20 protein-coding genes, 1 other RNA gene and 1 other annotated feature are annotated in these 23,877 nt (G+C 40.7%); of the genes, 3 read left to right on the top strand and 18 right to left on the bottom strand.

Annotation, left to right across the window (positions count from 1 at the left end; all coding sequences use genetic code 11):
- Nucleotides 1–157: 157 nt before the first annotated feature.
- The 9 genes from ACYX4O_RS14495 to ACYX4O_RS14535 form a co-directional block, all read right to left on the bottom strand.
- A complete protein-coding gene (locus tag ACYX4O_RS14495; RefSeq protein ID WP_476351739.1) occupies nucleotides 158–1,225 on the bottom strand; it encodes an AI-2E family transporter in 1,068 nt (355 codons plus the stop codon).
- A 615-nt stretch (nucleotides 1,226–1,840) separates the two neighbouring features.
- Nucleotides 1,841–1,996: a DUF3918 family protein gene (locus ACYX4O_RS14500; RefSeq protein WP_188651370.1), complete on the bottom strand. Its 156-nt coding sequence runs from the start codon at nucleotides 1,994–1,996 to the stop codon at nucleotides 1,841–1,843.
- 24 nt (nucleotides 1,997–2,020) lie between these two features.
- Nucleotides 2,021–2,209, bottom strand: a complete 189-nt coding sequence (locus tag ACYX4O_RS14505; RefSeq protein ID WP_036785611.1) for a hypothetical protein — start codon at nucleotides 2,207–2,209, stop codon at nucleotides 2,021–2,023.
- Nucleotides 2,210–2,354: 145 nt separating this feature from the next.
- A complete protein-coding gene (gene recD2, locus ACYX4O_RS14510; RefSeq protein ID WP_476351740.1) occupies nucleotides 2,355–4,691 on the bottom strand; it encodes an SF1B family DNA helicase RecD2 in 2,337 nt (778 codons plus the stop codon).
- 15 nt (nucleotides 4,692–4,706) lie between these two features.
- Nucleotides 4,707–5,378, bottom strand: coding sequence for a tetratricopeptide repeat protein (locus ACYX4O_RS14515; RefSeq protein ID WP_476351741.1), 672 nt, complete (start codon nucleotides 5,376–5,378; stop codon nucleotides 4,707–4,709).
- 246 nt (nucleotides 5,379–5,624) lie between these two features.
- Nucleotides 5,625–6,737, bottom strand: a complete 1,113-nt coding sequence (gene mnmA, locus ACYX4O_RS14520) for a tRNA 2-thiouridine(34) synthase MnmA (RefSeq protein ID WP_476351742.1) — start codon at nucleotides 6,735–6,737, stop codon at nucleotides 5,625–5,627.
- Nucleotides 6,738–6,750: 13 nt separating this feature from the next.
- The gene (locus ACYX4O_RS14525; RefSeq protein ID WP_476351743.1) at nucleotides 6,751–7,896 is read right to left on the bottom strand and encodes a cysteine desulfurase family protein; all 1,146 of its coding nucleotides are present in this window, start codon (nucleotides 7,894–7,896) and stop codon (nucleotides 6,751–6,753) included.
- Between the two features lie 21 nt (nucleotides 7,897–7,917).
- Nucleotides 7,918–8,337, bottom strand: a complete 420-nt coding sequence (gene cymR, locus ACYX4O_RS14530) for a cysteine metabolism transcriptional regulator CymR (protein ID WP_188651362.1) — start codon at nucleotides 8,335–8,337, stop codon at nucleotides 7,918–7,920.
- Nucleotides 8,270–9,019: a YczE/YyaS/YitT family protein gene (locus ACYX4O_RS14535; RefSeq protein WP_476351744.1), complete on the bottom strand. Its 750-nt coding sequence runs from the start codon at nucleotides 9,017–9,019 to the stop codon at nucleotides 8,270–8,272. The genes cymR and ACYX4O_RS14535 overlap by 68 nt, the downstream gene beginning before the upstream one ends.
- Before the next feature lie 281 nt (nucleotides 9,020–9,300).
- On the opposite strand from ACYX4O_RS14535, the gene ACYX4O_RS14540 reads away from it, so the two are divergent.
- The gene (locus ACYX4O_RS14540) at nucleotides 9,301–10,578 is read left to right on the top strand and encodes a replication-associated recombination protein A (protein ID WP_476351745.1); all 1,278 of its coding nucleotides are present in this window, start codon (nucleotides 9,301–9,303) and stop codon (nucleotides 10,576–10,578) included.
- A gap of 112 nt (nucleotides 10,579–10,690) precedes the next feature.
- On the top strand, nucleotides 10,691–11,410 hold the full coding sequence (locus ACYX4O_RS14545) for an RsfA family transcriptional regulator (protein ID WP_476351746.1): 720 nt from the start codon (nucleotides 10,691–10,693) through the stop codon (nucleotides 11,408–11,410).
- A gap of 33 nt (nucleotides 11,411–11,443) precedes the next feature.
- On the opposite strand, the gene ACYX4O_RS14550 is transcribed toward ACYX4O_RS14545, so the two are convergent.
- The 5 genes from ACYX4O_RS14550 to ACYX4O_RS14570 form a co-directional block, all read right to left on the bottom strand.
- Nucleotides 11,444–12,199 carry a tRNA threonylcarbamoyladenosine dehydratase gene (locus ACYX4O_RS14550; protein WP_476351747.1) on the bottom strand — a complete coding sequence of 252 codons (756 nt, stop codon included), beginning with the start codon at nucleotides 12,197–12,199 and terminating at the stop codon, nucleotides 11,444–11,446.
- A 139-nt stretch (nucleotides 12,200–12,338) separates the two neighbouring features.
- A non-coding RNA gene (gene ssrS / locus ACYX4O_RS14555) (6S RNA) lies at nucleotides 12,339–12,530 on the bottom strand.
- An 81-nt stretch (nucleotides 12,531–12,611) separates the two neighbouring features.
- Entirely contained in the window at nucleotides 12,612–14,405 is a 1,794-nt protein-coding gene (gene aspS, locus ACYX4O_RS14560; protein ID WP_476351748.1) for an aspartate--tRNA ligase, read from the bottom strand.
- Between the two features lie 2 nt (nucleotides 14,406–14,407).
- On the bottom strand, nucleotides 14,408–15,685 hold the full coding sequence (gene hisS, locus ACYX4O_RS14565; RefSeq protein ID WP_476351749.1) for a histidine--tRNA ligase: 1,278 nt from the start codon (nucleotides 15,683–15,685) through the stop codon (nucleotides 14,408–14,410).
- Nucleotides 15,686–15,788: 103 nt separating this feature from the next.
- Nucleotides 15,789–16,018 (bottom strand) — a binding site (T-box leader).
- Nucleotides 16,019–16,156: 138 nt separating this feature from the next.
- Complete coding sequence (locus ACYX4O_RS14570; protein ID WP_476351750.1) at nucleotides 16,157–16,333, bottom strand: RNA polymerase subunit sigma-70; 177 nt, start codon at nucleotides 16,331–16,333, stop codon at nucleotides 16,157–16,159.
- Nucleotides 16,334–16,497: 164 nt separating this feature from the next.
- Here ACYX4O_RS14570 and ACYX4O_RS14575 point away from each other — a divergent pair, with 164 nt between their 5' ends.
- Nucleotides 16,498–17,991 carry an N-acetylmuramoyl-L-alanine amidase gene (locus ACYX4O_RS14575; RefSeq protein ID WP_476351751.1) on the top strand — a complete coding sequence of 498 codons (1,494 nt, stop codon included), beginning with the start codon at nucleotides 16,498–16,500 and terminating at the stop codon, nucleotides 17,989–17,991.
- 126 nt (nucleotides 17,992–18,117) lie between these two features.
- Here ACYX4O_RS14575 and dtd read toward each other — a convergent pair whose 3' ends face one another.
- From dtd to recJ, 4 genes are all read right to left on the bottom strand, one after another.
- A complete protein-coding gene (dtd, locus tag ACYX4O_RS14580) occupies nucleotides 18,118–18,564 on the bottom strand; it encodes a D-aminoacyl-tRNA deacylase (protein WP_476351752.1) in 447 nt (148 codons plus the stop codon).
- A gap of 11 nt (nucleotides 18,565–18,575) precedes the next feature.
- Nucleotides 18,576–20,783, bottom strand: coding sequence for a RelA/SpoT family protein (locus ACYX4O_RS14585; RefSeq protein ID WP_476351753.1), 2,208 nt, complete (start codon nucleotides 20,781–20,783; stop codon nucleotides 18,576–18,578).
- Between the two features lie 210 nt (nucleotides 20,784–20,993).
- Nucleotides 20,994–21,506, bottom strand: a complete 513-nt coding sequence (locus ACYX4O_RS14590) for an adenine phosphoribosyltransferase (protein WP_036785567.1) — start codon at nucleotides 21,504–21,506, stop codon at nucleotides 20,994–20,996.
- Nucleotides 21,506–23,857: a single-stranded-DNA-specific exonuclease RecJ gene (gene recJ / locus ACYX4O_RS14595; protein ID WP_476351754.1), complete on the bottom strand. Its 2,352-nt coding sequence runs from the start codon at nucleotides 23,855–23,857 to the stop codon at nucleotides 21,506–21,508. Before recJ ends, ACYX4O_RS14590 begins: the two co-directional genes overlap by 1 nt.
- Between the last annotated feature and the right edge of the window lie 20 nt (nucleotides 23,858–23,877).

Below are 23,877 nucleotides of genomic sequence, written 5' to 3' on the forward strand. Positions count from 1 at the left end.
AATTAGCGTTCCACAGCCCTTCATCAAAAACTCCTTCCAGCCAAGGGAGTTTCTCTCTAGTCAGATGGTCTGCTATGTACTCGATCCTTCTACGTATTGTTTATCCGATTCAAGTCATTTGTTTATGCCAAAATTATAGAAAACAAAATGCGAAATGTCAACGTTCTTGCCGAAACATCTTTGTATGATGAATAAGGACTCGAATAATAGTGAGAACGGGAACTGCTATAATCATACCGATAATACCACCGATCTCTCCCCCAATTAACAGAGCAAAGATAATAAGGACTGGGTGCATGTGAAGACTCTTTCCTACAATAAATGGTGACAATAAGTTACTTTCTATAAGTTGAACGATAAATACAGCAATAACGACGAAAAGCACCATTTTCGTCGACATCGTAAATGCAATCACCACAGCTGGCACCGCTCCAATAATCGGACCAAAGTAAGGAATAATGTTGGTAATTCCCATAACCCCTCCAAGTATTAAAGGAAACTTCATACCAATCAACCACAACGCAAGCATTGAAATCAAGCCAACAAATAAACACACAAGAAGCTGTCCACGAATGTAACTTCCTAAACTTTTATCGATATCACGTAAGACCTCTTTCCCCTCGTCGCGGTACCGCTTTGGAGTTAATTTATAAAGCGTTGTAGACATAATTGGATAATCTTTCAACATGTAAAAAACGAGAACAGGAATGACCGCAAGAATAATGAATACATCGAACATACCAGTTAAACGGTTTCCAATAGAAAGAATGAAATCCTCACCCAGTTGTTCTACATTGGTTAACATAACATCCATGCGATCATGAACCGTCTCCGGAAGGAACGATGTCCGTTCATACATCTCATAGATCCACTGCCTATATGTTTCAACAAACCCAGGTAAACTTTCACTTAGGCCTTTAATCTGTTTTAAAAATAACGGATAAGCTTTATATACCACATATCCCATTCCACCAAAAAAGAAGATATAAATAACCGTTATTGCAAGCCAACGGGGAACATTACGATGATACAACCCCTCTACTACAGGATGTAGCAAATAAGCAATAAACAAGGACACAATGAATGGGATAAAAAGACGAAGTAAAATTTGTAAAAACGCCTCATAAAAAGGAAAGAGCTTTACCATTAAATATACGATTAATAACACTAATAACACCAATACAGACCTATAGATCCATTGAAGCGTTAAAGATCCTTTCCCCATACATGTTCACCCCACTCTCCTATTTATATTAGGTTGAATGGTTTATGAAGCTTTTATACCTATCGCTTACAGATTTTCTAGGCAAGATATTACCCAACCTCTCCCACAAAATCCCCATTAGCATAAAAAGGGCCGTTACGTTTGTTGAGTGCTGGGGGTGTCTAGGGAACGACTCGCTTTCCGCGGGCGAGCTGTCGAGCCTCCTCGTTCGCTGGCGCTCTCTGTGGGGTCTCGTCGACCTCTTTCTCCCGCAGGAGTCTCCCCGTTCCCCAGACCCCCCTTGCTATAGTTGAAGAACGCCCCCCCACATTTTAAGGGAGGGGAAGTGTGGCGATTCCCCACACACAGCATGTTTCCGTTACATCATGTATGGCAAAGGTTGTTCGGGAAATTGCGAGACTCCTGCGGCAGTAGGAGCCTAGGGGAGACCCCGGAAAGCGCGAAGCGATTGAGGAGGCTCCCCAGCTCGCCGCGGAAAGCGAGTGATTTCCCGAACAACCTTACACTCAATTAAAGCTAACGGAAACATTCACTCAGCTTCGAGCGTCCTCGAAATAGGCATATTTGAAAATAAAAACAGGCCCCGCGGTGGCGGGGCCTGTTTCTTTATTTAGCTTAGCGGAAAGCTTTACTTACTCTCTTACGCATACGCTTCATTGACCGTTTTGAGAACATATCGGAGAAGTCTTTCTTGCGACCTCTTTTCGACCTGGAGTAAAGTGCGGCTGCGCCCACTCCAAGTGCTGCAAGAGAAGAGAACGTTCTGTTCATTCGCTTCACCACCCGTAAATGGATTTACCATTGGGCTGTTTGCTCTTCGTCTCCAAACAAGTCATCTAGAGAGCTTAGGGAGCCATCTTCTTCAACTTGGTGTACGTGAACCTTGCCTTTAGTAGTGGAAAGCTCTATAAAGCAGGTCCAACAGTAATATTGGTTATTTCCAATTTTCCCGATATCTTTTCGCTTACAGTTTGGACAATGCATGTGGGCAACTCCTTACTCTTGTAAGTTCTAGTTGCCATTATTGCCCGGAAAAAGATCAGTCATACACTTTTTTAGATGAATTTACTGGCACCCAATGGTATGCTCCACAATGAATCATTTGTGGAACAGTTATAGTATGTGCGGTTTACATGAAGTCATAAGGGGAAAGTTCTTCCTCATCTAAGTCTTCTTCACCTTTCACTTCAGCTTCCATATAAACCTTAATTTTATCAGGTAAATCCGTGAAACGTTGGTTGGTGTCCACCGTATCTACCCCTCTCTTGAAAGCATCCTGGTCTCCGCAAATGATAAGGGATTGTTTACTTCTTGTCACAGCAGTGTATAAAAGATTTCGCTTAAGCATACGGCTATATCCTCGCACTATAGGTAAGATGACAATGGGAAACTCACTCCCTTGTGACTTATGGATAGAGGTACAGTAAGCGTGCATGAGTTGATTAAGATCTTTTCGAAGGTATTCTACTTCTTTTCCTTCAAACGAAACAACAAGTTTTTCTTTTTGTTCTTTCGTTTCATCAGCTCTGTAAATCGCGACGATCTCACCAATATCCCCGTTATATACACCAGACTCAGGTTGGTTCACAAGCTGGATGACTTTATCACCGGAACGATAGGTCAGATCATCTTTCATTTTTATTTCCCTACGTTGTCTAGAAGGAGGGTTGGCTAATGCTTGAATTTCCTGATTCAGCTGATGAATACCATTTTTTGTTCGATACATAGGTGCAAGGATTTGAATATCCTTTAATGTGTGTCCTCTTGCCATAGCCTTTTGATAAACTTGCTGAATGACAGGTAGCACTTGCGGCTCATGACAAGTGATAAAGGAAAAGTCATGGGACTTAGCTAAAGACTCTTCGTCACATTTCCCTTTTTTCATATCATGCGCCAATCGAATGATTTGTGACCCTTCTTTTTGACGATATACTTCTTGAAGCTGTGTGGCCGGTATGTAATCAGTCGACAATAAGTCAGATAAAACTTGTCCTGGACCGACAGATGGCAGTTGATCTTCATCCCCAACCAATAACACCTGCATATCAGAAGGAATCGCACGAAATAGTTGGTTCGCAAGCCAAATATCAACCATAGAAAATTCGTCTATAATTAAGATTTTCCCACTCAGTTGATTATTCTGGTCTTTGTCAAAGGACTCCCCGCCTGTCCACCCAAGCAAACGGTGGATCGTTACAGCTGGTAAGCCTGTTGACTCATTCATACGTTTAGCGGCTCTTCCCGTTGGGGCCGTCAGAAGGAATGGGAACGGTTCATCTTTGCCATAATCAGCAGGTTTTAAAGACTTTCGCTTCAATTTAGCATAAGCATTTACAATACCTTTAATAACCGTGGTCTTTCCTGTACCCGGTCCACCTGTTAAGATCATCATTTTAGAATGGAGAGCTTTCTCAATTGCATCAAACTGCTCTTTCCCGTAACTTATGCTCTCTTCTTCTTCAATTTCTCCAACCACTTTCATTAACTCTGCTTGTGTAAATTCTTCTTCAAGCTCCGAGAGCATAACTCTGTGGAGTTGCTTAGCAAATCCCACTTCCGCAAAGAAAAGGGATGGCAAATAAACTTTCTCCTGCTCCACTAACACTTTCTCATCTTCGACAAGTTGTGCTATTTCTCGGGAAATAATCTCGTGTGTAATAACACCAGATGAGCCTTGTAGAATGCTTAGTACTTCATCTTGCAAAGCTTCAAAAGTCATATAAACATGCCCATGACTACTGCCTTGATTTAAAGCATACATACAAGCTGCCTGAATTCTTGTAGGATGATCAAATGCAATATTATTCTGAGAAGCTACTTCGTCTGCTCGTTTAAACCCAAACCCCTGAATATCAAACACAAATTGATAAGGGTCTTCCTGCAGAATTTCAAGCGCTTGATCTTGGTACGCTTCATATATTTTCTGAGCCATTTGTAAGCCAAATCCATATTCGGATAACCCAATAACAATATGCTCAAAGCCCTGATGTTGTTTCAAATCGGCAACAAGCCTATCAGCTTTATCTTGTTTAAGCCCAGGTACATCTTTCAATACAGAAGGATCTTGAAGGATGCGACTAATGGTTTGTTCCCCAAGTATAGCGACGATATTTTCTGCGGTTCGTTTTCCTATACCATAAAATAAATCACTTGATAGGTATCCTACTATGCCCTCTTTAGATGTCGGAACTTCCTTTTGATAATGATCCACTTGGTACTGCTCGCCAAATTTCGGATGGTTTGTCACACGCCCGTAAAACGTATATTGCTCTCCTTCATCTAATGGTGAAAAGTGTCCTTTTAATACGATTTCCAATTCATCAAAAGATTCATTTGTATCGATGATTTTAACCAGTGCAATGGAAAAGTGTTCTTCATCATTATGGTAAATCATCCGCAGAGGTTCCCCTTTGATGAAGCCTTTCTCCGGTTCAAAATTCTCTTCTAATTGCTTCTCCATTGCCATAGGGTTCTACTCCTTTTATTCTCCCTGATTTTGCTCTAGCAGCTCTTCTACTTTAGCTTTTGCATTGGCTGCTAGCATGTGATCCGGCTGAATATCAATAGCCAGTCCAAAATGTTTCAAAGCTTGTTCTGGGTCTTCTTTATAAAGATAGGATACACCTAAGTTATAATGAGCATCACTGTGCTCAGCGTTTAGCGTTAGAACTCTCGTGAACGTTTGGATTGCTTCATCAATCATACCTACTTGCGCAAGGCAAAGGCCATATTGAAAATGCACTTCAGCATCATCTGGTGAGAGCTCTGTAGCACGTTGTAAATAGGCAAGAGCAAACTTGAATTGCTCCTGGTACAATAAACTTAGTCCAAGCATATAATAAGCATCACTTTCTTCCAAACCTTTTTGAATAGCTTTTTGAAACGGTTCTACAGCTTCTTCGTATTTTTCTTGTTCGTAATAGACATTACCTAGTCCGTAATGAGCCGTTGCAACGTCTTCATTCAACTCAATCGCTTTTTTAAAGAATCGCTCAGCTCGCTCCCGATCATTCATGTGTAACAAGAGATTTCCAAAGTTCACATAACCGAGTGGTTCATTTGGGTTCTCCTCAATTGCTTGCGTAAATGCCTGTGCTGCTTCTTCATATTGTTGCTCCTGCATATATTGAATACCTTGTGTTAAGTAATCCATGTAATTCCTCCTAATCAAAATCCTATTTATTATCTTCTAATTTAATTGTTTAAAAATGCTATCGAATCTGCTCTTCTTCTCTCAACATTGTATCAGATATTTCATTTATGTACTTGGTCGCATAAGAGAGAGTAAATGATTTTAATTCAAACATAGCCTCTTTAAAAAAAGAGGTGCCCCATAACGGTGCCCTTTCATGACCATTAGTCATTAGGGGGAATACTCGGTTAGGGACATCCTCTTATATTATCCTACATATGTTAGATATTCGCCATTCTTCTCAATTTGATCAATGGTTCCGCCGCCAAGACAAACTTCTCCGTCGTAAAATACAACAGCCTGTCCTGGAGTCACTGCTCGTTCTGGCTCATCGAATACAACTTTAACGCGCCCATCTTCAAGCGGGGTAACGGTAACTCCACTATCTTTTTGGCGATAACGGAATTTTGCAGTACATGTGAACGTTTCGGTTGGTACGACACCAGTAGACCAGTTTAATTCAGAGGCTTCAAGACCATCTGAATATAAATGATCGTTATGGTAACCTTCTCCGACGTAAAGGATATTCTCTTTTACATCTTTACCAATTACAAACCAAGGCCCACCTGGACCTCCGATGCCCAGACCTTGACGTTGGCCTAATGTGTAATACATTAACCCATCGTGCTTACCTTTTACTTCTCCTTCCATGGTCTCCATATTCCCTGGTTGAGCAGGAAGATATTGACTAAGGAATTCTTTGAAGTTACGCTCTCCGATAAAGCAAATGCCTGTAGAATCTTTCTTAGTGGCTGTTGCCAATTCGTGTTCTTTGGCAATTTCACGAACTCGTGATTTCTCAATATGCCCAAGTGGGAACATGACTTTAGAAAGGACATCTTGAGAGAGTTGATTTAAGAAATACGTTTGATCCTTATTATCATCAACACCACGTAGCATTTCATAACGCTCTCCATTATGATGAACTTGTGCATAGTGTCCTGTAGCTAAATAATCGGCGCCAAGAGACATCGCATGGTCCATAAAGGCTTTGAACTTTATCTCCTTGTTACACATTACATCTGGGTTTGGAGTACGCCCTTTTTTATATTCATCTAGGAAATAAGTGAAAACTTTATCCCAGTATTGTTTCTCGAAGTTTACTGCATAGTAAGGAATATCTAATTGATTACAAACACGAATCACATCATCGTAATCTTCTGTAGCTGTACAGACTCCATTTTCATCTGTATCATCCCAGTTTTTCATAAAGATCCCTACTACATCATATCCTTGTTCTTTCAATAGAAGTGCAGCAACAGATGAGTCAACACCACCTGACATACCGACGACTACCCTTGTATCTTTCGGATCTTTCATTGTTGTCACCACCCTAGGTTGTCTTTGTTACTCGCTTCACGATAGAAGCAACTTTTTCTGCTCCCTCACGAACATTATCCTCGGTGTTCTGAAGGCCAAAGCTAAATCGAATCGAGTTTCGTGTACGCTCATTTCCCTCGCCAAACATTGCACTTAATACGTGAGAAGGCTCAATGGAACCCGCAGTACAAGCAGAACCACTTGATGCGGCAATACCCGAGAGATCAAAGTTAGTAAGAAGCGTCTCTACGTTAGCACCATGGAAACTGACGTTTACGATAGTTGGAAGGTTAATACGGTCCCCATTCACTTCATAAGAAACGTCTTGTTCTTTGAGTGTATCCATAAAGATCTTCTTATACAGTTTGTATTGCGTAAGACGAGCTCTTTGCTCTTCTCCAACAAGCTCAACAGCTTTAGCAAGACCAGCTACTGCTGCTGTATTCTCAGTACCAGGACGGCGTTTCCTTTCTTGCTCTCCACCATGTTGTCTTGCTTCAAGCGGAATCCCTTCCTTGGCATATAAACACCCTACACCTTTTGGTCCATTAATTTTATGACCAGAGAAGGTGAGCATGTCTACATTTAAAGTACTCACGTCAATAGGCATTGTTCCAAACGCCTGAACAGCATCAGTATGGAATAGCGCCTGATGATCTTCAAGAAGAGCTCCCATTTCTGCAATAGGTTGGATCACACCTGTTTCGTTATTAACATACATAACAGAAACAAGTATTGTATCCTCTCTCAGTTCACGTTTAAAGTCATCAATTGAAATTCGGCCTGATTCATTAACCGGCAAATACGTTACATCAAAACCTTCAGATTCAAGATATTCAGCTGCATGTAATATAGCATGATGTTCGATAGAAGTTGTAATAATATGCTTGCCATTATGCTGGTTCGCCTTTGCTCCTCCTATTAGAGCAAGATTATCGGCTTCAGTACCACCACTTGTGAAAATAATATCTTTTTCATTCGCATTTAAAAAGGAAGACACCGATCGGCGAGCGTCATCTAATATCTTACGCGCTTTACGCCCATAGACATGAACACTTGATGGATTCCCAAACGTCTCTTCCATCACAGGAACCATTGCCTCAATGACTTCCTTCCTCATAGGAGTTGTTGCCGCATGGTCAAAGTAAATTGTATTCATATAAGAGACCCTCTCATTTCTTTAAATATAGAACATGTACGCTTCTTGCTCATCAGAATCGTCATGTTGAGCAAGGTCGTGCAACGTTGTCGTATCTAGAACATCTTTCACAGCATCACGGATCCGCATCCAAAGAGCTTGTTTCGCCGGCTCTTCGTCTTCGATACCCTCAACTGGACTGATTGGTCCTTCGAGTACCCGTATAACATCACCAGAAGTAATTTGATCTGGGTTTCTTGTTAACATATAGCCGCCATATGCACCACGAACGCTTCGTACTAAACCTGCATTTCTAAGAGGAGCAATAAGCTGCTCCAGATAGTGTTCGGATAAATTGTTTTCTCGAGCAATGGATTTTAAAGATATCGGACCATCACCGTATTTCTTGGCTAGCGCGATCATGATGGTCAGACCGTAACGTCCCTTGGTAGAGATTTTCATGAGCTTCACCTCTTCGTATCATATAGTCTAATAATTTCTTAGTTTGGGGTAAAGAATACCCAACAATCGTTCCAAGACCTAGTGCGATGACGACCGTGCCGACACCAACTGGCCCCCCTAAAAGCCAACCTAAAAGGAATACTGTCACTTCAATACCATTTCGTACCCATTGGACTTTCCAGCCAGTTAAGTCACGGATTACTAACATTAAGCCATCTCGTGGACCAGCTCCTAGCCCTGGAGCGACGTAAATTCCAATTCCATATGCCAAAACCGTAATCCCCAATAAGAAGACAGCCATGTTACTCCATAACGTTTCCGGGGATGGTAGCACGTAGTTAAAAATATCAATGAAGACACCAATAAGAAGCATATTTAATATTGTACCAATTTGGGGCCATGACTTTGTGACAATCGATGTAAAACCGACAACCACTAAACCAGCAATAATGGACCACGACCCTACGGTTAATCCGAATTGTTCATGAAGACCTACATGGAAGACATCCCAAGGCCCAATTCCAAAACGGTCTGCTTTAATCGTTAGAGATATCCCTAACGCTAGAATAATAAGCCCTACAACAAAAAAAGACCAACGTATGAATGTTGCACGTTGAGTAAATGTTTGCTTCTTCACCGGATCTTTTGCATGAACACGTTTATTCTCTGTAGTCATATTCATGATCCTTTCTGTATAGAGAGAGCGTAATCACTCCTATTTTAACACCAATAGATATTATAGCACGAATGGCAACCTTCTTGCATTTTATCGCCTATATCTTTACCCTTTAAGAATAATCCATAGATTTCGGGGTTTTAAGAAAATGTTGCCGTTCCCTTTAGTTAAGTATAAATCAGACCTTAAAGCGAGGGATTCCCGAGCAACCTCAACCCCTCGCCCTAAGTAAGGGCCTATCCATATTGATAGATGAATAAATTCAGATTGTAAAGGAGCGTGTCCCTTTGAGCCAGCAACCTTTAGCATTTCGTATGCGACCGAAACATATTGACGATATTATTGGACAGAAACATCTTGTAGGAGAAGGGAAAATGATTCGTAGAATGGTAGATGCCAAACGTTTAGCCTCTATGATTCTTTTTGGGCCTCCAGGTACAGGCAAGACTTCAATGGCGATGGCACTTGCAAAAAGCTTAAACTTGCGCTTTAAAACCTTGAATGCTGTCGTAGATAAGAAGAAAGACATGGAGATCGCTGTAGAAGAAGCCAAAATGTCCGGTCAACTAGTCTTGATTCTAGATGAGGTGCACCGACTGGATAAAGGGAAACAGGATTTCCTTCTTCCACATGTGGAAAGCAATTTAATTACGCTTATTGGCTGCACAACGAGTAATCCCTATCATTCCATTAACCCAGCTATCCGTAGTCGTTGTCACTTATTTGAAGTTGAACGGTTAGATATTGAAGATGTGAAGGGGGCCATTAACCGAGCTATTGGTGATGAAGACGATGGACTAGGCCACTTAAATATCCACATATCGAACGCAGCCATGGAGCACTTCGCTCATTCTGCAAATGGTGATTTACGAGCTGCACTGAACGGCTTAGAACTGGCAGCTTTTTCAACGCCTGAGAATGAATTTGGACAAATAGAAATTGATCTTGATACAGCTGAACAGTGCATGCAAAAGAAAAGTTTCTCCCATGATAAAGACGGAGACGCTCATTATGATGTACTCTCAGCTTTCCAAAAATCGATCCGTGGTAGCGATGTTAATGCTGCTCTACATTACTTAGGCAGACTCATTGAAGCAGGTGATCTCGATAGTATTGCGCGTAGAATGGTTGTGACCGCTTATGAAGATATAGGATTAGCGAACCCGCAAGCAGGTCCAAGAGCAATGGCAGCGGTTGAAGCTGCCGAGAGACTTGGATTTCCTGAGGCTCGTATACCACTAGCTAATGCAATTGTAGAACTTTGTTTGTCACCTAAATCAAACTCAGCCTACAAAGCACTAGATTCTGCCTTGTCAGATATACGCAAAGGAAAAAGTGGTGAAGTACCAGCCCATCTTAAGGACGCTCATTATAAAGGGGCAGAAAAGTTAGGAAGAGGAATTGAGTATCAATATCCACACAATCATGAGAATAGCTGGGTTGATCAACAATACCTACCTGACTCTATTAAAAACGCGCTCTACTATTCACCTAAGAAGACAGGTAAGTTTGAAAAAGGGCTTGCCCAAGTGTACGAAACGATTCAAAAACAAAAAAAGAAGTAATTATTTGTATAATACCAGGTATATTTTCGATCTTCTCTCCCCATAATAGGAACAACATTAACAAACTAGTTCTAGTAATTTCATCGGTTTATTAGAAAAGGAGAGAAAGATTATGGTAAAAGTAAGACAAGATGCTTGGTCCCATGAAGACGATTTGCTATTAGCAGAAACGGTTCTGCGTCACATTCGTGAAGGCAGTACACAATTGAGAGCTTTCGATGAAGTGGGGGACCATTTAAATCGTACATCTGCAGCTTGTGGCTTTCGTTGGAATGCAGAGATCCGCAAGAAGTATGATCAAGCTATTGATTTAGCTAAGCGTCAGCGCAAAGAAAAGAAACGCGCTCTTGCTAAACAACAAAAAGTTGCTACAACATCTACCCCATCATATACAAGGGAAGAACATCAACTGCCTGCACCTTCTTCTTCTCTAATTGTGGAAGAAGAAGAGTTAGAGGCTGTAGCTATAGAAGCTCCTAATTATGCAGAAACCGCCGTCTACCAAGAAGAAGTACCGGTTGTTTCGTTTGATCACATTATTCGTTCATTAAAAGAACTGAAACGCCAAACCCAAACTACGAACCAATCAAAATCTCAAATGAAGCAAATTGAAGAAGAAAACCAGCAATTACAAAACGAAAACAATCAACTACAAAATAAACTCCGTAAAATGGAGAAACAATACCTTATGATTCAAGAAGACTATCAAGTATTAATGCAAGTGATGGATCGAGCTCGAAAAATGATTGCATTTGATGAAGACGAACAGTTCTCATCGAAGCCCGCTTTTCGTATGGAGAAGAACGGGAATCTTGAACAAGTAGCTCGCTGAGAGTAAACAAAAACCCGGCTTTCGCCGGGTTTTTTAGTAGCGTTCAATAGTAATGGGTTTTAAGATCTCTTGTACGACATGACTAGCCATAATTAACCCCGCTACTGAAGGAACAAAGGCATTAGAAGACGGGGGCTGCTCCGCTTTCCGAGTGTTCGGATTTTCTGGAGTAATTTCTTGACGAACCTCTTCTCGAATTTTTATAGGCTGTTCCTTAGAGAAAACGACTGGAATCCCTTTTTTGTACCCTTCTTTACGCAGTTTAGTGCGAATGACCCGTGCAATCGGATCATAACTTGTGTCAAAAATATTAGCAATTTCAAATTTAGTAGGGTCCATCTTATTTGCAGCACCCATAGATGAAATGATTTGAATATCACGGTCGATACATTGTTTAATGAGATGAATTTTGTATGAGATTGTATCACTTGCATCGACTACAAAATCTAAGTCGTGTTCAAATAAGCGCTCATACGTTTCGTCGGTATAAAACATATGTAAACGAACCACTTCACAATCAGGGTTAATATCCTTAACGCGCTCAGCCATTAAATCCACCTTAGATTGACCAATAGTAGACATTAAAGAGTGGATTTGGCGATTTATATTTGTTATATCCACATCATCTTTATCAATGAGTATTAATTTACCTACTCCACTTCTTGCTAAAGCCTCAACGCTGAAAGAGCCAACTCCCCCTATCCCAAGAACGGCAACAGTGGCGTCTTTCATTAAGTCTAACCCTTGTTGACCAATGGCTAGCTGATTTCTCGAAAATTGATGAAGCACTTGGCTCACTCCTCTTTAACGTAATCTATGACCTAGTATTCCTTTTCCAACAGTTCTATAAACCCTGCCAAAAAAACGGAAGCATAAAAATAACCTTAAGGCTACCCTTAAGGATGTTTAGTAACGTATGTAAAAGAAAGCCAATCCCAATCGTGCCGTCACAGTCCAATGTTTTGAACCCCGCTCTTGGCAAGTGGGTGCTTTGTTCTGTAATTTATGCGTCCTCTAAGTAAGTGAAACAAGGCTTGCATGCCTTACAGAAACTTCAAGCTCCCGTAGTTCAAAATGTTCGGTCAAAACGATTGTTGGATGACGTACACATCAGGATCGGCTTGTTTACTTTGTAATCAAATCATAGCATAACTAATGAATGTTGGCAACAAAAAGGGACGTTACAGTATGATTACAATTCTTACTGCTTGTCTGATTGTTCTTGCTTAGCCTTTTCATTAAGTTCAAGGTGCAATTCTGTTAATTGCTCTTGGCTCACAGGTCCCGGAGCTTGAGTCATTAGGTCTGAAGCAGAAGCTGTTTTCGGGAACAGTATCGTATCCCTTAAGTTAGAGCGGTCCGCTAGAATCATAACAAGACGGTCCAATCCTAGCGCGATCCCGCCGTGTGGAGGTGCACCAAATTCTAAGGCCTCTAATAAGAATCCAAATTGACTTTGAGCTTCTTCTTCAGAGAATCCTAATACTTTTAGCATTTGGTCCTGAACTTCCTTCTCGTATATACGAAGACTTCCTCCGCCTAACTCATAGCCGTTTAATACCAAGTCATAAGCTTGAGCGCGCACTTCTTGTGGCTCAGTTTCAAGTTTATCGATATCCTCGCGCTCAGGCATTGTAAACGGGTGGTGAGCTGCGAAATATCGACCTAGGTCTTCATCATACTCAAATAATGGCCAGTCTGTTACCCATAAGAAGTTAAACTGCGTTTGATCAATCAGATCAAGCTCTCTTCCTAGCTTTTGACGAAGAGCGCCAAGACTATCATGCACAACAGAAGTTTTATCTGCTACAAATAGAAGCAGATCACCATCTTCAGCTGCAAGAGCAGTAGTAAGGCTAGTAGCTTCTTCTTCACCAAAGAATTTAGCAATAGGCCCTTTTAATTCGCCCTCTTCTACCTTCAACCAAGCCAGTCCTTTTGCATCATAAATCTTAACAAATTCCGTTAGCTTATCAATGTCCTTACGGGAGAAGTCACTTGCTTTCCCTTTTACATTAATACCGCTAACAGTACCGCCTGTTTCTACAGCAGACCTGAATACTTTAAAGCCTGAATCCTTCACAATTTCAGATAGGTTGACTAACTCTAGACCAAAACGAGTATCTGGCTTGTCCGAGCCATAACGGTCCATAGCTTCATCATAACTCATGTGCTTGAAAGGTGTTTCAATTTCTACACCTTTTGTCTCTTTAAGCACTCTCTTCATCATACGTTCTGTCATGTTTTGAATTTCTTCTTGGGACATAAAGGATGTCTCAATATCTACTTGTGTAAATTCTGGCTGGCGATCCGCACGTAAGTCTTCGTCACGGAAACAGCGTGCAATTTGATAATACTTTTCAAAGCCTGACATCATAATGAGCTGTTTAAACAACTGCGGTGATTGAGGCAATGCATAAAACTCTCCTTCATGCACACGACTTGGAACTAAATAGTCGCGAGCCCCTTCAGGAGTACTCTTTGTTAGCATTGGCGTTTCCATTTCTAGAAATTCTTCGCTGTTTAAGAAATTACGAATGGCTTGTGTTGTTTTATGTCGAAGCTTAAACGTTTCTTGTAACGGGTTACGGCGTAAATCCATATAACGATACTTAAGACGAAGATCTTCTGCCACATCTGTTTCATCATGTAATTGAAATGGTGGGGTTTTAGACTTGTTTAAGATGGTAATGTCAGTTGCTAATACTTCCACTTTACCTGTAGCTAACTGATGGTTAATCGTTGCTTCATCACGCGCAACAACTTTCCCTGAAATTTCAACAACATACTCTGTACGAACCTTATCTGCTGTCTCAATTGCATCGTTAGAATCTTCAGGGTTAAATACAACCTGTACTAATCCAGAACGGTCACGAAGATCAATGAAAATTAATCCACCAAGGTCACGTCTCTTTTGAACCCAGCCTTTTAATAGAACCGTTTCTCCTATATGGCCTTCTCTAATTTCCCCACTTAACTGGCGATGTTCACTCATGATTACTCCCCCTTAAATTCCTTCTTCATATACTCAACAACATCGGCTAGCGCAATCGTTTCCTGATCTCCAGTCGCCATACGCTTTACATTAATTTGCCCATTAGCAAGCTCGTTCTCACCAAGAACCAACACATATTTAGCCTGAAGTCGATCTGCTGATTTAAATTGAGCTTTAACTTTTTTACCAGCATAATCTTTATCTACTTGAATTCCTGCCTTTCGAAGCTGATAGACAACCCCTGCAGCCTCTTTCTCGGCTTCTTCTCCAAGAGCTACAATGTAACAATCAAGCTTCTCTTCTAATGGCAGGGTCACACCTTCTGCCTCTAATGCCATTAATAGGCGTTCAATACTCATAGCAAAACCAATACCAGACGTTTCTGGACCACCTATTTCTTCTACTAAGCCGTTGTAGCGACCGCCACCAGACAGTGTAGTAATAGCTCCAAAGCCTTCAGATTCACTCATAATTTCAAACGCAGTATGATTGTAGTAATCAAGACCACGAACCAAATTCGGATCAATCGTATAAGGGATTCCCATTTTATCAAGATAGCTCTTTACTTTTTCGAAATACGTGCGAGAGTATTCATTTAAGTATTCAAGGATAGACGGTGCTGTTGACATTGCAGGGTGATCCTTATCCTTCTTACAATCCAATACGCGCATTGGATTTTGATCAAGTCGTACCTGACAATCTTCGCACAATTCCTCTCGATGAGGATCAAAGTGGGATATGAGTGCTTTCCGGTGTTCTTCACGGCTTTCCTGATCACCTAAGCTATTCAATACAAGTTTAAGGGACTGTAAGCCAAGCTCCTGGTAACTATTCATTGCAAGAGCAATTACTTCAGCATCAATTGCAGGGTCATCACTGCCCAAGGCTTCAATTCCAAATTGGACAAATTGTCGCATGCGCCCTTGTTGAGGTCGCTCATATCGGAACATTGGTCCAAAGTAGTAATATTTAGTTGGCTGGTTAGGTAAGCCATACACTTTATTCTGAACGAAAGAACGTACGACTGAAGCCGTCCCTTCAGGACGAAGAGTAAGACTACGACCTCCGCGATCCTCAAATGTATACATCTCTTTTTGAACGATATCTGTAGTGTCACCTACACCACGTTGAAATAACTCTGTATGCTCAAAAATTGGGGTACGAACTTCTTTATAATTATAGCGACGACATACGTCTGATAATACAGATTCTACAAACTGCCACTTCTCAACTTCTCCAGGCAATATATCCTGGGTACCACGAGGTCCTTTTAGACTCATGTACACTCCTCCTAAATGATATAAATCTTATTGTTTATAATTGTGACACGATTCTATAGGCATATAAAAACTCCCGCCCCATATTCGATACACAAAGATATCGAATAGGGACGGGAGATATTACCCGCGTTGCCACCCTAGTTGAAGTATTTATACTACTTCCGCTTTAACAGTTAACGCCTGTTACGTCCGACACCTACTAACCCTTCGCTTTCGATGCGGAACCTAAGGAATGTCTTTCACTAAGGCAATTCAGGGAGATACTTTCAGCCTAATGGTATCTCTTCTCTTCTCCAAACGTCCCTTAGCTACTCTTTCCATCAACGGTACTCAATATAGATGTATGTGAAAAAGTACTTTTTCTAGCCTGATAAGAATTTTAATACGGCTTTCATATAATTTCAACACTTTTTTCCTACATACATGTATGAAAGGAATTGTTTATTATCATAATGTTGACGTCATGGAATGTCAAGCACGATCCATGCTCTCTTTCAATTTCTTAACATCTTTTAAAGAAACCCCAAATTCCTCGGCCATTTCCATGCGTGTTAGATGCGGTTCTTTCTCTAAAAAGTCATGAAACTGAACCCCGAATACGCCTTTACTTGCTTGTGATGAGTTTGAATGCTTACGACTTTGCCTCATAATTAACACCTCTTTGCGGCTTTTTATCTATTTTCCCCAAAGCGGCATAAAAAATTTCACAACAGGAAAGGTTTTTTTATAAGGATGTCGAAAGAAGATTAATACTCGTGTAATAAAAATAAAAAGGAGGCATATTTACCTTGCTTATACGACGCAGTACCGCCATGCTCTTTTTGGTAATGGTTAGTTCATTATTCTTCTTGAGCACGGAAATCAATGCAGCACAGAAAGCCACCATTAATGTTGAGCCTCTAAACGTGAGAAGTGGACCTGGATTAACTTATAACAAAGTAGACCAAGTGCATAAAGGGGAATCATTTACTGTTCTTCAACAGAAAGACAAATGGGTTCAAATTCAACTCCATGATAAAAAAGGGTGGGTTGCAAAATGGCTCATCAGTTTAAAGGAAGACACTCGTTCCTCTTCTACTTCAGTCGTCACATCCAACGTTGATGACTTACGAGTAAGAAGTGGAGCTGGCACATCTTACAGCGTGATTGGTTCCATGGATCAAGGTGACACCTACCCACTTAAGAGTACATCTGGAAATTGGGTACAACTCTCTTACAACAATGAGAGTGGCTGGGTTTGGAAACAATTTGTTTCGACAGAACAATCAGTTGAATCAACGAACGAAACAGCCGTCTTAAATTCCTCTCAAACTCAGTCTCAACCTAAGGCCGAAAAGGGAGAAATCATCATTAAAACACCCGTTTTAAACGTAAGAAGTGAAGGTAATTTAGGAGGTAAAGTAGTAAGTCAAGTTAAAGAAGGGGAACAGTATGCGTACATACAAGAAAAAGGTTCTTGGTTTGAAATTAAATACACTTCAGGTAAAACAGGCTGGGTAGCGAACTGGCTTGTAAAGAAGGCCCCCTCAAAACCTGAAGAAACTCATTCTGTGACCTTATTGTATAATGGTACAAACATCCGAAAAGGTCCATCCACTAACACGAGTATTGTCGGAAGAGGATCTAAAGGACAACAATTTAACGTCATCAGCCATGGAAACAAATGGTATGAAATAGAATATAACGGCGGATCAGCATACGTTGCTGACTGGATTGTTACTAGTCGCTCCTCAAGTGTTGAAGAGCTATCAAATGAAGAACAAAGCATCGCCGGAAAGACTATTGTGATTGACGCTGGTCATGGCGGACGAGATGTAGGGACGATTGGCCATGATGGAAATTATGAGAAGAACCTTACGTTAAAAACTGCAAAGCGTTTAGCGGAACGTTTGGAGTTAGCCGGAGCAAAGGTGATCCTAACTCGCCCGAATGATTCCTATATTGCTCTTAGCTCTAGAGCCATAAAATCAAACGTATTAGGAGCAGACGCTTTCTTGTCTCTTCATTATAATAGTTTCCCGCAATCCCCAAGCGTATCTGGCATTGGAACTTATTACTATCATAACCAGCATAGAGCGTTTGCTGAAGCTGTACAAAATGGTATGGTCAAAGCAACTGGACTGAGAGATAGGCAAGCCAAGTTTGGAAACTTTCACGTCATTCGAGAAAATCGCCAACCTGCCTTACTATTAGAATTAGGGTTCTTGTCCAATCCACAAGAAGAAGCATTCGTGCACACGAAAGGCTTCCAAGATAAAGTAACGAATGGGATCGTTCAAGGAATTATTGATTATTTAGGCGAATAATTCCATGTACATTACCCTCTAATTGAAAAAACGCTCCACGTCTTATTAAGACGTGGAGCGTTTTTATATATGTGGAGTTTATTTACTAGTGAAACACCTATAAATCTCCTCTTAACGTGTTCTACTTTAACGATCTTTACTTTCTAATATTAATGTGACAGGCCCTACATTTGTTAGCTGAACATCCATCATCTCACCAAAAGCACCCGTTTCAACAGAAATATCTTGGTCTTTGACAAAGGAATTGAACGATTCATATAATTCGTTTGCAGGCCCTGGTTTTGCAGCGTTCATAAAGTTCGGACGTCTCCCTTTACGAGTATCTCCATACAATGTGAACTGTGAAATAGAGAGCATTTGTCCCCCGATATCTTTTAAGGATAAGTTCATCTTACCTTCTTCGTCCTCAAAGATTCGGAGGTTCACTATTTTGTCTGCAAGATATTTAGCATCTTCTTCTGTATCCTCATGCGTTACCCCTAGAAGGACCACAAGGCCATTATCTATTTTACCTGTCACTTTGTTTTCAACCGTTACGCTAGCATTACGACCACGCTGAATTACTGCTTTCATACGAACTCTCCTTACTGCAGGACACGACGAACTGTGTATACATCTGGAATCTGTTTAATTCGATCAACAACTTTTCGTAAATGATTAATGTTTTGAATCATAATAGTCATGTGAATCGTTGCCATTTTATTACGATCTGATCTTCCTGTTACAGCCGTAATGTTTGTCTTAGTTTCATTAACAGCCTGAAGAACCTCATTTAGGAGTCCTCTTCGATCATATCCTGAAATTTCTAAATCAAGGCTATATTGTTTGCTGTCTTCTCCATTATTCTCCCATTCCACTGGTAGGAGTCTGTTTCTGACATCATCTGTTTTGACGTTTGGACAATCAGAACGATGGACAGAAACGCCGCGCCCTTTCGTGATATAACCTACAATGTCATCACCAGGCACAGGGTTACAACAGCGAGAAAGCCTTACGAGTAAATTATCTACACCTTTTACGCGCACGCCTGAATCCTTCTTCTTCTTAGATGGTGTCGGGCGTTTAATATCGTTTTGAACACCTTCAAGTGTCTCTTCAAGATCTTTTTCTTTATTCTGCTTACGACGAATTTTCTCCGTTAGGCGAGTTGCAATCTGAGCAGCAGTTATTCCCTGATACCCAACAGCAGCGTACATATCATCATCATTTGTGAAGTTAAACTTCTCTGCAACCCGGTCCAAATTATCAGCAGTAAGCACTTCTTTCGTCTCAAGATCCATCGAACGGATTTCTTTCTCGACTAGCTCTTTACCTTTAGCGATGTTTTCATCACGACGTTGCTTCTTGAAGAATTGCTTGATCTTATTCTTAGCCTGCGACGTCTGACTAATCTTAATCCAGTCCTTTGATGGACCGTAAGAATGTTTAGACGTCATGACTTCCACGATGTCCCCTGTCTTTAATTTATAATCAAGAGGTTCCATCTTACCGTTTACCTTAGCTCCAATCGTTTGGTTCCCAACTTCTGTATGAATCTTATAGGAGAAATCGATTGGAACAGAACCAGAAGGAAGCTCTATTACATCTCCCTTTGGAGTAAAGACGTACACCATGTCAGAGAACAGATCTACTTTAAGGGACTCCATGAACTCTTCAGCATCATGGGTTTCGTTCTGCCACTCCAAGATTTCTCTAAACCATGTTAAACGTTCATCAAAGGATTGGGTATTAGACTCTACACTTAATCCTTCTTTATAAGCCCAGTGAGCCGCAATTCCGTATTCAGCAATGTCATGCATTTCATGTGTCCGGATTTGAACCTCTAAAGGATCACCTTTTGGTCCTATAACCGTTGTATGAAGAGATTGATACAGGTTAGGCTTAGGCATCGCAATATAATCTTTGAACCGTCCAGGCATTGGCTTCCAGCACGTATGAATAATTCCAAGTACTGCATAGCAATCTTTAATGCTATTCACTAATACACGAACAGCCAAGAGGTCATAAATTTCGTTAAACTGTTTGTTTTGCAACACCATTTTTCGGTAAATGCTATACAAGTGTTTTGGACGTCCGGAGATCTCCGCTGTAATATCCACCTCATCAAGTTGGTTATTAATCTCGTCCATAACTTCCCCAATATAGTACTCTCTTTCATTACGCTTTTGTTTCATAAGATGAACAATGCGGTAGTACTGTTGAGGGTTTAAGTAACGAAGTGCGGTATCCTCTAATTCCCATTTAATTGTAGATATCCCCAAGCGATGAGCTAACGGTGCAAAGATCTCGAGTGTTTCGTTAGAAATTCTGCGCTGCTTCTCAGGGGGTAAATGCTTTAGGGTTCTCATATTGTGCAAGCGGTCTGCTAATTTAATGAGAATGACACGAATATCCTTCGCCATAGCGACAAACATTTTACGATGATTCTCTGCTTGTTGAGCTTCTTTTGACTTATATTTAATTTTCCCTAACTTTGACACACCATCAACGAGCATTGCCACTTCTTCGTTAAACTGATTCTTTAGCTCTTCTACGGTAACGTTTGTATCTTCCACAACGTCATGCAAGAAGCCACCAGCAATCGTTACAGGATCCATTTCTAGTTCAACGAGAATACTCGCCACTTGGACAGGATGAATAATATACGGCTCACCAGATTTACGGTACTGTTCCTTATGCGCCTCTTGAGCAAATTCATAGGCACGTCGAACAAAACCTGTATCTTCCTCAGATAAATACTGGCTCGCTTGTTCTACCACTTCATCAGCTGTCAAAATTTTATCTTTAGACATCCTATCACCTGATTATTAGAAATTCGTCATAGGTATAGACGTAGCATATATATGTGTTTAATTATCGAAAATTCTAATGATAATGTAAAGAGGAAAGACTCAATTTATGTCGAAAACCTCTACTCTTACCTATTGGACGTGTTTCAATCGTTATTACGTTCGTATGATAAAAGAGTACTCCCATAACTTTGAGAGCACTCTTTCTTCCTTTTAGTATTGCATTAATGTTAGAACATCATAACCGTCTAGTTTCTCACGGCCATCTAAATAGGTTAATTCTACAAGGAAAGCACAACCTACTACAATTCCGCCTAGTTGTTCAACCAAGTTGATGGTAGCCTCAATCGTACCGCCTGTTGCAAGAAGGTCATCTGTGATTAAAACGCGTTGACCAGGTTTAATGGCATCCTTATGAATCGTTAATACATCTTTGCCATATTCCAAGCCGTAGTCAACTTTAATCGTTTCACGAGGAAGCTTACCTTCTTTACGCACAGGAGCAAATCCTACTTCCATTGCGTATGAAACTGGGCAACCAATAATGAAGCCACGTGCTTCAGGTCCAACAATAATATCAATTTCTCTTGTATTGGCATATTCTACAATTTCATCAATTGCTGATTTAAATGCAGGTCCGTTATCCATCAAAGTTGTGATATCTTTAAATTTAATGCCCTCTGTTGGCCAGTCTTCCACAACCGTAATATATTGTTTTAAATCCATTAACTAATTTCCTCCTTAACGTCCGAAACTCGATCCATTTGCTCGGTAAACCAAGCTTTTAATTGAGGATAGGATGAGAAATATAACGTTTGTTCCACTTGTAATTGTTCGTGTTTTTGTTGATATAGAGCTGATTCGGTCAAATCTTTCTTAGAAGGATTCGGATTCAGCGTTAAAAGTCCATTATCTATTCTAACAAATTCTAGCTCAAAAAACACGTGTGATATAAATTCAACCGAATCTTTTGACCAACCTTTGTAATCTGCTAGTTTTGGTCCTTCTGTTTCTAAGTGGAATTTCTTCCGTTTCATCAACATACCATAGAACCATTTGAAATGATCACGAGTCGGTAAGGTTTTTAAGAATGCTGCATCATCTGTCCGGTAACACGCATAAATATTGTGAGGTGTCACTTTTTGAGTGACGGCACTAATTTGTTCCATAGATAGTGGCAGATCCATTAGAACCAAGTGTTCAACCTCATCTAGTGGCAGATCATCAATGAGTTCAGGGTCATGATTTAACTCAATCACCGGATAATAATCAAAAACCCAAGCCGTGTTTTCAGTTGCCTCTCCAAAGAATATGGCAACCGTATGATCAAATGGCAACTTCGGCATAGCTTTTTCAAGGTGACGATTTCCTCTTAGGTCAAAAAGCTGCCAGTTATCAACGCGAAGGTCTTTCATCATAACTTGAGGTTTACGCTTCCCGTTCCATTCATTGACAGAAAGTTCACCTACGATTGATACAGGCGATTGAGGAGCGAGTCGAGGATATAAATCTCCCATTCCAAAGCCTATAGTATCAATATCTGCTCCATTTGCTTTAAAACGCATCTTTAAATGGTTTAATTTACTCCCGATTTGCCTTAGTTCAGCAGGGACTGCTTCTTCTATACGGAACAGTGGCTTGGAATTCCCCATCCCAAACGGTGCTAGCTTCGAAATCTCTTCAATTGTTGAGATCGTTATATCCTCAAGCTTTACTGTTCGATCAATCGTTAAGAGTTGCTTAAAATCTTCAGGTGCTAGCTTTTGTTCTGCCAAATGATTTAACGATTCTCGAAGAGTTGCTATATTCTCAAGCGGTAACGTCATTCCAGCTGCTTGAGCGTGACCACCAAAATGAGTAAACTGATCACGAACTTCCATACAATTTGTAAACATATCAAAAGCATCAATGCTCCTAGCAGACCCTTTCGCTGTTTGAGCACCTGAATCGATCGTTAAAACAATCGTAGGTCGATCATACTTATTCACAAGCCGAGAAGCTACGATTCCAAGAACGCCCTGATTCCAGCCTTCTTTAGCCACAACAATTACAGAAGGGAGTTCATCTGCTTGAGCATCAAGCATTGTCTCAGCTTCTTCGGCAATCTCAGCAACAATCTTCTGTCGTTCCTGATTAAGTGCGTGAATTTGATTAGCTAACGCCTCTGCTTCTGAATCACTCTCCGTTAATAATAAATCAACAGCAGGAAATGCATCTTGCAATCGACCTACAGCGTTAATACGAGGACCTATAGCAAAACCAATGTCTTCTTCTGTGATGTCACCTTCTATGCTACATACTTTCTTTAAAGCTTGTACACCAGGTCGAATAGACCTTGAAATAGCTTTAAGGCCATGTGCGGCTAATATACGGTTTTCATCATGGAGCGGGACTAAGTCCGCTATTGTACCAATAACGACCAAATCCAATAAGTGCTTTGGAAACTCTCCTAGTAAGGCATGTGCAAATTTAAATGCTACACCTACACCTGCTAGTTCTTGAAATGGGTACGTTCCAGATAACTTTGGATGTACGATTGCAAATGCATCTGGCAGTTCTGTTTGAGCCTCATGGTGATCCGTAATGATTAAGTCAATACCTAACTCTTTCGCTACAGCCGCTTCATGATTGGCCGCTATTCCTGTATCAACAGTGATAATTAACGTTATACCTTCTGCTTGTGCATTTCGGAATGCTTCTTCATTAGGACCGTATCCTTCTGTAAAACGGTTCGGAATGTAATAGTCTACATAAGCCCCCATTTCACGAAGGACTTCAACCATTAATGCCGTTGAGCTGACCCCATCTGCATCGTAATCACCAAATACCCATATATATTCTTCCTGTTCAATCGCTCTCTTTACTCGATCAACAGCTTTGTTCATATCATTCATTAACATAGGATCATGTAATTGTTCCAGTTGAGGAGATAAAAATAGCTTTGCCGCTTCTTTCGTATTAATCCCTCTTTTCTTTAACAATTCTTGTGTTAAAGAAGTCAAAGATAATGATGGATCAATAGGAAGAGTTGGCTCCTCTTCTTGGGTTAAATTCCATTTTGCTTTACTCCGTAACATAGATTCACCCCTAACAGACC

The sequence above is a fragment of the Pontibacillus sp. ABV4_188 genome (genome assembly GCF_056311905.1).